Here is a 7,696-nt window from a genome sequence, read left to right on the forward strand (position 1 = left end):
CTGCCCGCATGAGCGACTCCGGCCGCGCCGATGCCCTGTTAGCCGATCTGCCCCGGGACGGCCGTGGCCGGCTCAAAGTCTTCCTCGGTGCCGCGCCGGGTGTGGGCAAGACCTACGCCATGCTCCAGGCTGCGCACACCCAGTTGCGTCAAGGCGTGCGGTTGATTGCCGGCGTGGTCGAGACCCACGGTCGCGCCGAGACCGAAGCCTTGCTCAGTGGCCTGCCGCAACAACCTTTGCTGCGCAGCGAATACCGTGGCGTGATGCTTGAAGAAATGGACCTCGACGGCCTGCTCGCCGCCAAGCCCAAGCTGGTGCTGGTGGACGAGCTGGCGCATAGCAATGCCCCCGGCAGCCGCCATGAAAAGCGCTGGCAAGACATTCAGGAACTGCTCGCTGCGGGCATCAACGTGTTCACCACGGTCAACGTCCAGCATCTGGAAAGCCTCAACGACCAGGTGCGTGGCATCACGGGTGTTCAGGTGCGCGAAACCCTGCCGGACTGGGTGTTGCAAGAGGCTGACGAACTGCTGCTGATCGACCTGCCGTCCCGCGAGCTGCTGGAGCGCCTGCGTGACGGCAAGGTCTATGTGCCCGAACAGGCCCGTGCGGCCATCGATGCGTTTTTCACCCAGACCAACCTCATGGCCTTGCGCGAGTTGGCGATGCAAACCGCCGCCGCCCACGTCGATGATGATTTGGCCCAGGGCTACCGCCAGCTCGGCCAGGCCGCGCCGGCGGTGCGTGGTCGCTTGTTGGTTGGCGTGGATGGCGATGCGCAGGCCGAGCGGCTGGTGCGCCATGCCAGCCGCGTTGCCCAGCGTCGGCATTTGCCGTGGAGCCTGGTGCATATCGATAACGGCCGTGCGCGCGATGAGCAGTCCCGGTTGCGTTTGCAGAATGCCCAGCAACTGGCCGAGCGTCTGGGGGGGGAGGTAGTGCTGCTGCGGGCGGGGGAGGTGGCCAAGACGCTGATCCAGCACGCCGCTGAACGTCGCGCCAGCCTGTTGCTGGTGGGACAGTCGCGGATGCGTTGGCGGCGCCGCTTGTTTGGCGGTGGCCTGGCTGCGCGGTTATTGCGCAATGCGCGCGGCCTGGAAATCAATGTCCTCGACAGCGACGACATCCCGGCGCCACCACGCTTGCCGGATGTACGTGGGTTGGTGTGGTTCGATTATGCGCTGGCGGTGGTGGCGACGGTGGTGGCTGCTGCGGTGGCGTGGGCGGTGTCCAGTGTCCTGCCGCTGCCGAATATCTCGCTGGTGTTTCTCGCCGCCGTGTTGCTGGTGGCGGTGCGCAGTAGTTTGGGGCCATCGCTGGTGTGCGCGGCGTTGTCGTTCCTGACCTATGACTTTCTGTTTATCCCGCCGAATTTTTCCTTCGCCATCCAGCGTGAAGAAGACGTATTGACGCTGTTGTTCTTCCTGCTGATGGCGGCGCTGACTGGCAACCTGGCCGCGCGCCAACGCCGGCAGTTGCAGGCGTTGCGCGATACCCAGGAGGAAACCAGCGAACTGCTCGACCTGTCGCGCAAACTCACCGCTGCCACCGATCGCCAGGCGGTGGTCAGCGCGGCTGCGCATCATTTGGAGGGTTGGAGCGACCTGGACCTGTGCCTGGTCAATCGTGATGGGCAGGGTGGTTGGATGATCGAGACCGGTGGCCCGCTGACGCTTACCGAAGCCGAACGCGCCGCTGCCGATTGGGCCTGGCAGCACGACCAGCCGGCGGGCATGGGCACCGGTACCTTGCCGTTCGGGCGTTGGTGGTGGTGGCCGTTGTCGGGTGAGGAGGGCCCGCTGGGGTTACTGGGCGTCAGTCCCAAGCCCGGCCTGGAGTTGAGCGGACAACGCCGTCGCTTGCTCACGGCCTTGAGCCAACCGTTGGCCCAGGCTTTGGCGCGTGCGCAACTGGCCCAGGAGCTGGAGTCCGCTCGATTGCACGGCGAAACAGAGCAACTGCGCAGTGCCTTGCTGGCCTCGGTGTCCCACGATTTGCGCACGCCGCTGACGTCCATGCGCGGTAGTATCGACAGCCTGCTGGCGCTCGGTGAAGCCATCCCGCTGGAGGATCGCCGCGAGTTGCTTGAAGGCACCCGCGATGAAGCTGAGCGCCTGGACCGCTATATCCAGAACTTGCTCGACATGACACGCCTCGGCCATGGCGCGTTGAAACTGGCACGGGACTGGGTGTCGCCGGGCGATATCGTCGGCAGCGCCCTCGGCCGTCTGCGTGCGGTGCTGGCGCCGTTGCAGGTGAGCACCGATGTGCCACCTGAGTTGCCCTTGTTGTATGTGCATGCCGCGTTGATCGAGCAAGCGTTGGTCAATGTGCTGGAAAACGCCGCACGTTTCTCACCGCCGCAAGGCCGTTTGCGACTGAGCGCCGGCGTTGCGGACAACCAGCTGTTTTTCGCCGTGGCCGACGAGGGACCGGGCATTCCGGAAGACGAACGGGCAAAGATCTTCGACATGTTCTACACCGCCGCCCGAGGCGATCGCGGCGGGCAGGGCACGGGCCTGGGCCTGGCGATCTGCCAGGGTATGGTCGGCGCCCACGGCGGGCATATCAGTGTGGCCGACGGTATCGACGGGCGTGGCACCTGCATCACCTTGTTCCTGCCGTTGCCGACACAGCCTGGCCTGGAGCAAAACCTGTAGGAGCGAGCTTGCTCGCGAAGGTCGTTAACGATAAAGATGGCATCCTGAATGCACGCGGTGCCTTTGAGTTTTTCGCGAGCAAGCTCGCTCCTACAATGAGTTGTTTTCACGGATTTTGATGGGACACCATGAGCCAGACCGCGACGATTTTGGTCATTGATGACGAACCGCAGATCCGCAAATTCCTGCGCATCAGCCTGGCCTCCCAGGGTTACAAAGTGATCGAGGCCGGCACCGGCAACGAAGGCCTGGCCCAGGCGGCATTGAGCAAGCCGGATTTGCTGGTGCTAGACCTTGGCCTGCCGGACATGGACGGCCAGCAAGTGCTGCGTGAGTTTCGTGAGTGGTCGACGGTGCCGGTGCTGGTGCTGTCAGTACGCGCGAGCGAAGTGCAGAAAGTGGAAGCCCTCGATGGTGGGGCGAATGACTACGTGACCAAACCCTTCGGTATCCAGGAGTTTCTCGCTCGGGTGCGCGCGTTGTTGCGCCAGGCGCCGGCGGGCGAAGCCCAGGAAGCGGCCTTGCGTTTTGGCCCGCTGACGGTGGACCTGGCTTATCGTCGCGTGCTGCTGGACGGTGCCGAAGTGGCGCTGACTCGCAAGGAGTATGCGGTGCTGGCGCAACTGGCGCGGCATCCGGGGCGGGTGATTACCCAGCAACAATTGCTCAAGGACATCTGGGGGCCGACTCATACCGAGGACAGCCACTACCTGCGCATTGTCGTAGGTCATTTGCGGCAGAAACTGGCGGATGATCCGACCCAGCCGCGGTTTATCGTGACCGAGGCGGGAGTGGGGTATCGGTTGTTGAGTGCATGACCGCCGTCAGCTCTGCTCACTTTCATAGCGGTCCAACGTATCACTGGCGATTTCCCGCCCGAGCGCGATCAGCTCCGGCGCCTTGTAGAACTCGAAAAACCGGCACACCCGCTTCGGCACGTTGATCAGCACGTCGGGCGGGTAGCCGGCAATCTTGTACTGCGCCAGCGACGTCTGCATCACCTCGAAGCTCTGGTTGATCAAATCCAGCAGTGACGCCGGGCCGACGTTATCGATGATGAACGAGCCGGTCGCTGATTTTGGTGCTCCCGGCTTTTCCGGTGCGGCGGCGGGTTGTTGGGATTCCGGCTCGGCCGACTCCAGCCACGGGTTGATCTCCGCCGCTTGAGCTTCTAAGGCTTCCTGCTCCAACTTCATTAATTGTTCGGCCTGTTTGCGGCGAAACGGCAGGTGCGAGCCGAGTGACTTGGCCAGGTTATTAAAGCGGCTCTTGAAGGCGGGCGGGCGCTGGATCACCGGCAGATGGTAGTGCTTCTGGTTGGTGGCGTTGAGGTTGACCGCGATGATCAAGTCGCAATGGCTCGACACCACCGGCACGATGGGCAGCGGGTTGAGCAGGCCACCGTCGACCAGCATGCGGTTGCCTTGCATCACCGGGGTGAACAGGCTGGGAATCGCCGCCGAGGCGCGCATGGCCTGATGCAGGCAACCTTCCTGGAACCAGATTTCCTGCTGGTTGGTCAGGTCTGTGGCGACGGCGGTGTAGGGAATGCGCAGCTCTTCGATATTGATCTCGCCGACGATCTTGCGGATTTGGCCGAAGACTTTCTCGCCGCGAATCGCCCCCAGGCGGAAACTCACGTCCACCAGGCGCAGTACGTCGAGGTAATCGAGGCTTTCAATCCAGTTCCGATAATCATCCAGCTTGCCGGCGGCGTAGATCCCGCCTACCACGGCGCCCATGGAGCAGCCGGCGATACAGGCGATGTCATAGCCGCGCCGTTCGATCTCTTCAATCACTCCGATGTGCGCGTAACCCCGAGCCCCGCCGGAGCCCAGCACCAAGGCAACACGTTTTTTCATGGTCCATGTCCTCCCCAAGGCAGGGTCCCACAATGCACCCATTAAGGGGGCGGCTTCAATCTTCGCGGGCGGCCGGCGATATTTTTCCAGAATAGCCACGGTGCTCGGGTATGCTCTGGTCTGTAGGTACTATCGATTTCAGGCTAAGGACAGGCACTTTTCCATGTAGGCAACGTCTACAACGTACGACTGTTTTTTCTTTTTGAGGTGTCATCAATGAAAGCCTGGATGTGTGTACCTGTGATCATGCTGGCCCTGGCCGGTTGTGCCGGGAAGACCGCGTACCGCGACAGCTGCGGCAGCCAATTGGACGCTGCCTGGAAAGAGCTGGATCTGGCCAAGGCTGAAGGCTTTGCTGGCACCGTGAGCTACTCTAAAGCCTTGTCGCTGCTGACGGGCGCCAAGACCCAGCAACAATTTGAAGCGTTTGAAGGCTGCTCCAACAAGGCCGAGAAAGCGCGGTTCTATATTCGTGAGTCTCGCGCCGGGCGTTGACCTGCAGCAGCGAGTAGGATTTCTCATCAGACAGTGAGGGCAGGATGTCAGCTTTGGTCGATCAGTTAGTCGCTCAGGTCATTGGCCTGGAAGTAGGGTTACTGAGCTGCCAGGCTCGCCTCGCCGCCGTCACCGACGATGAAGCCCTGCATGACCTGCGCACCACCGTGCGCCGTTTGCGCAGCTTGTTGCGCCCCTTGCGCGGGTTGCCGGGGGTGGAACAGCTTGAATTGGCCGCCAGTACTGTCGGCCAACTGACGACGCCGCTACGCGACCGTGAGGTGCTGGCGGCGTATTTGCATCAGCATGGTTATCACGAAGCCGCCAACCGGCGTCTGCGTCTGCAACCTGAGGCCTATCGCCAGGTGGCGCAAAGTCCTGAACTTGCGCATTTGCTGTTGATCCTGGATGCCTTTCCGCGTTTTGTCCGTGCATCTGAACATCAGAAATTGCTCAAAGGCCTGCGCCCACGTATTGAAAAGCGTCTGGCCAAGCAATGGCAGAAACTGGATGAGGCCTTGAAAGATCCCGACCATGATCGCCATCGCCTGCGCTTGTTGATCAAGCGGGTGCGCTATGCGGCCGAAGCCTATCCCGAGTTGGACAAGCTGCCCGCCAACGCGATGTCGCGCCTGAAAAAAGCCCAGGGCGCGTTAGGCGATTGGCACGATTGCTGGCAATGGCTGGCCCAGGCCGAGCATCAGGCGGATCTGCAACCTTGCGTTGCGGTGTGGCATCGCACCATGGCCAAGGCTGAAGGGCAGGCGGACCGCGTGCTGGACAAACTCAGCGCCGATTGTTTCTGAACCGGTCCGGCTTTTGGCCGGAATAGGCGCTGTACCTGGCTGGCCCGATGGTTAAGATCCCCCATCTGTTCCTTTTGATGTGAGACCGCCATGCGCTTTAGTGATTTGCTCGACGCCGCCCGCAGCAACCCGCTGGATGTCACCATCCCCGCCGAATGGGCCCAGGGCCGCGCGACCTTTGGTGGCCTGGTGGCTGCCCTGCAATACGAAGCCCTGCGCGCCCAGGTGCCAGCCGATCGTCCGCTACGGTCGCTGGCTATCACCTTCGTCGGCCCTGTAGCGCCAGACGTTCCTGCCAGTTATCAAGTCGAAGTGTTGCGCGAAGGCAAGGCCGTCAGCCAATTGCTTGGCCGTGTGGTGCAGAACGGTGAAGTGGCGACACTGGTACAGGCCAGTTTCGGTGCGTCCCGTGAGTCGGAAATCGCGGTTGAAAGCGAAGCGCCGCCAGTGTTCAAACATTGGGATGAATGCCAGGAACTGCCCTATATCAAGGGCGTCACCCCCGAATTCATGCGCCATTTGGCGATGCGCTGGAGTGTCGGCGGCTTACCGTTTACCGGCAATAAATCCCGAGACATGGGCGGTTGGGTTCGCTTACGCGGCGATGTCAAAGAAGAGCCACTGACAGAAGCGCACATCCTTGCCTTAGTCGACGCCTGGCCCCCAGCCCTGCTGCCGCACCTGAAAAAGCCGGCGCCCGGCAGCACCCTGACCTGGACCATCGAATTCATCCAGCCCTTGCAAGACCTGACGACTCTCGACTGGTGCCAGTATTACGTCAACATCGAACACGCCCGCGACGGTTACGGTCATGCCGCCGCAGCCCTCTGGAGCCCGACCGGCGAACTGATCGCCATCAGCCGCCAGACCGTGGTGGTCTTCGCCTGACCTTAGTGCCTGTGGCGCTGCCGCCAGGCGCGCCACCAGCCGCCGCTTAATACAAAACGCGGAAAGGTCACGAACTGCTCGACCACCAGGCGCTGCACCGCATCTTTACGGTCACTGAACGGCTCGCTGGCCTCGGTTTCCAGGCTATGGCCATGACGCTGCAACGCCAAGCCGGCCAGGATCCCGACCACACCCACGGCAAAACTGGCCAGGCTCAAGCTGAAAACCCCGGACACGATCAACAGAAACCCGATGATGAACAGCGGCACGGCAATCAGGTGTAACGCCAGGTTGGTCGGGTGTTGGTGGTTCTGTGGGTAGTTACGCCATTGCCAGGCGGGGAGATTGGGGTGACGTTTGCCCATGATGGTGAATCCTCTGTCCGTTGAAATAGCATGGATAGAGTTTAGGTGGGGTTGGGGGGAGGGGGCGAATTGGCGTTTGCTATAGCATTCATAGGAGCGACCGTTTAAGCCATACTTTCTGATTTTTATGGAGTATCGTCGGACCAATTATAGTCTCCTGGAACGGGGCTATTTATATAAACTGCCGGCCCTTCCATGGAAGGCCACTTGGCTTTTAGTTCAATAGAAGCGGTTTTTGATTTTGCGGTGATTAAAAAGTATCCATTTTCTTTCTGTATGTTTATTCTGAAAATCTCTCGGTGCGGAAGGTTTTCTATTTTTAAGTTGCTAACTTCAGAGCAGTTCAGTCCAATTCTGCACGTATTATATCCTTTGCTCTTCCATTTTTCAGGCAAGACATCAGGAAAATCTGGTATGTCAAAGCCAATCCCAAAAGAGGGTTGATCATTCTCAATGCCCAATGAATGAATATAAATCTTCCCGATCTCAATAGGTTGGCTGAACACTTTGTTAAAAAATATAGTCCCGTCAAGATCGTTCCAGTGTTTCATTTTCTACTTTCTATCGTGAGGTTGGTGTTTTATTACGGCGGTTGCAGGAGCTGAGTGCAACACGGTCAT

Annotated in this window: 8 protein-coding genes; 5 read left to right on the forward strand and 3 right to left on the reverse strand. The window is 60.5% G+C overall.

Translation table 11 applies throughout. From position 1 onward, the window contains the following. Window positions 1-8 precede the first annotated feature (8 nt). Window positions 9-2,660: a sensor histidine kinase KdpD gene (locus tag CI807_RS15440; protein ID WP_095015251.1), complete on the forward strand. Its 2,652-nt coding sequence runs from the start codon at window positions 9-11 to the stop codon at window positions 2,658-2,660. A 128-nt stretch (window positions 2,661-2,788) separates the two neighbouring features. After that, window positions 2,789-3,478 (forward strand): response regulator, encoded by a 690-nt coding sequence (locus CI807_RS15445; protein WP_028619501.1) that lies wholly within the window; start codon window positions 2,789-2,791, stop codon window positions 3,476-3,478. Window positions 3,479-3,484: 6 nt separating this feature from the next. On the opposite strand, the gene CI807_RS15450 is transcribed toward CI807_RS15445, so the two are convergent. Then, window positions 3,485-4,522 carry a patatin-like phospholipase family protein gene (locus CI807_RS15450; RefSeq protein ID WP_028619502.1) on the reverse strand — a complete coding sequence of 346 codons (1,038 nt, stop codon included), beginning with the start codon at window positions 4,520-4,522 and terminating at the stop codon, window positions 3,485-3,487. Window positions 4,523-4,738: 216 nt separating this feature from the next. Between CI807_RS15450 and CI807_RS15455 the strand changes: the two genes are divergently transcribed. From CI807_RS15455 to CI807_RS15465, 3 genes are all read left to right on the forward strand, one after another. Beyond that, complete coding sequence (locus CI807_RS15455; protein WP_003172685.1) at window positions 4,739-5,017, forward strand: hypothetical protein; 279 nt, start codon at window positions 4,739-4,741, stop codon at window positions 5,015-5,017. Window positions 5,018-5,061: 44 nt separating this feature from the next. After that, window positions 5,062-5,823 carry a CHAD domain-containing protein gene (locus CI807_RS15460; protein WP_016975353.1) on the forward strand — a complete coding sequence of 254 codons (762 nt, stop codon included), beginning with the start codon at window positions 5,062-5,064 and terminating at the stop codon, window positions 5,821-5,823. Window positions 5,824-5,913: 90 nt separating this feature from the next. Continuing rightward, the gene (locus tag CI807_RS15465; protein WP_071496658.1) at window positions 5,914-6,711 is read left to right on the forward strand and encodes an acyl-CoA thioesterase II; all 798 of its coding nucleotides are present in this window, start codon (window positions 5,914-5,916) and stop codon (window positions 6,709-6,711) included. A 2-nt stretch (window positions 6,712-6,713) separates the two neighbouring features. Here CI807_RS15465 and CI807_RS15470 read toward each other — a convergent pair whose 3' ends face one another. Together CI807_RS15470 and CI807_RS15475 are read right to left on the reverse strand one after the other, a co-directional pair. Continuing rightward, entirely contained in the window at window positions 6,714-7,076 is a 363-nt protein-coding gene (locus CI807_RS15470; protein WP_095015252.1) for an Mpo1-like protein, read from the reverse strand. Between the two features lie 125 nt (window positions 7,077-7,201). Then, the gene (locus CI807_RS15475) at window positions 7,202-7,627 is read right to left on the reverse strand and encodes an Imm50 family immunity protein (RefSeq protein ID WP_095015253.1); all 426 of its coding nucleotides are present in this window, start codon (window positions 7,625-7,627) and stop codon (window positions 7,202-7,204) included. Between the last annotated feature and the right edge of the window lie 69 nt (window positions 7,628-7,696).

It is taken from the genome of Pseudomonas sp. NS1(2017), assembly GCF_002269425.1.
In the GTDB taxonomy this organism is placed as follows: Bacteria; Pseudomonadota; Gammaproteobacteria; order Pseudomonadales; family Pseudomonadaceae; genus Aquipseudomonas; species Aquipseudomonas reactans.